Consider the following 1,615-nt stretch of genomic DNA (forward strand, 5'->3'; position numbering starts at 1 on the left):
CGATTTGGTGTGAACCAAGTCAAGGAGATCGAGCTGACATTGCAGCGATTTGAGCAGAATGGCGTTCAGATCAAGGGCGCGATCTTCAATGCAGTGGAAAGGCGCGCAACTGGCTACTACAGCTACGGGTACTACGAGTACCAGTCGGATGGTAAGGAATAGCGGATGTTGATATTTGAGCTGCGAAGACTTGCCCGTCTTCGCAGCTCTGCCCCTTGGATGTCTGCCAATCAGGGAGTGGAAGTGACAGCTGCACCGGTGATTTCCATGCCGTGCGTCGCGGTCTCCCAGATGAAGTGTAGTTGGCCGCGGCTTGGTCGATTCAAAGAAAGCCACTTTCCCGTATTTGTCATCGGGCGCTTCATGCGGCCGTGAAGTTGCGCGTAGCCGATTTCCAGAGTGCCGGCCAGTGAGCCCTTCAGCTGGCCGCTGCAGAGCCATTTGGGTGGCGTAGGAGCCAATGCCACGCTCGTCTGGAACTCCATGGCTTGTTGGAGTCGATCGGCGTAGTCCTGATACAGCGTGCCGCCTTGGATCCTGTTTGTCTCTGCAGCATTTATAAATGCGGCCAAGCCAAAAGCAGTGTGTGGCAGGTCGCGGCAGGTTTCCTGTGCGAGTCCAGACGCCATCTGCTTCTGGTTGAACCAGTTCGATGGTGATGGTTTGTTGCAATTTGGTTGGGGTTTTGGCTTGGCGCCATCGGACTTCATGTACACGTACGCGGGGAACTGTGATTTCCAATCCATCACAGCACTGTTATAGACGTCTCTCCGATTTGTGTACACGCCAATATTCATGCGAGCCTCAATGCCGCTCGCGTACCAATTGCCATTGACGCATTCGGGCATCGCGTCGATGTCGCCCAGGTACTGCTCAAGCAGCCATTCTCCAAATAGCTTTGCTTTATCTTCTGGCCAGGCCCGACTGGTATATCTCAGGATTTCAGCCGAACGCGTCCACAGTTCAGCTGCCCATGAAGCCTGCAATGATCTATTGGTTCCCAGATGGCCGCCGGTGAGAGTCTCAGACCAGGAATCCATGATTTCTGCGGAGACCATGAAGTGACGCGAATCACTCAGGTAGGCGCCCAGCAGTGCATGGGTGTACGCTGCTTGGGCATCGCGCACTTCATCCGAGCAGCCAATGTCGGGCCGTGAGTATGGGCCGCACAATACCTGCGCATGCGGCTGGGATTTGTAAGTAAGTCTAGCCAGTGGAGAATTTTTCATGACCTCAATCGCTTGGGTCCGAACTAGGTCATTCCGCTTTAGAAGAGTCTGTGTGTCGATAATTGATTGGCGATCGACAAGAATTCCCGGGTGAACAAAATCTGACGCGCCACACCTGAATGTCATCATCAAGGCAAGAGCCGCCTCAAAGCCTAGAAAGCGAACGTTCAAGAATGATGAGGGTGGTTTGGGCTGGGCGGTCAACGTGTTTTCCCCTAACGATTGAGCCTGTGGTTGTCTTGATCGATATCTTTGTCTCGAAGGCAATCGTAAGCAGTTTCTGCGTCGGCACGCCACTGGACAGGAGTATCCTATCGCCATGGCTGATACCCCCCTCACTTCGCCGCAGTCGCCGGCGACGCCGCGTTGGCGGCATTACTGGAGTC

General features: G+C 54.4%; 1 protein-coding gene. It reads right to left on the reverse strand.

Going from position 1 to position 1,615, the window contains the following annotated elements; all coding sequences use genetic code 11:
* Positions 1-230 precede the first annotated feature (230 nt).
* Entirely contained in the window at positions 231-1,433 is a 1,203-nt protein-coding gene (locus tag ACZ4VL_RS40690) for an alginate lyase family protein (protein ID WP_281055732.1), read from the reverse strand.
* Between the last annotated feature and the right edge of the window lie 182 nt (positions 1,434-1,615).

The organism is Streptomyces sp. NPDC029014 (genome assembly GCF_055564695.1).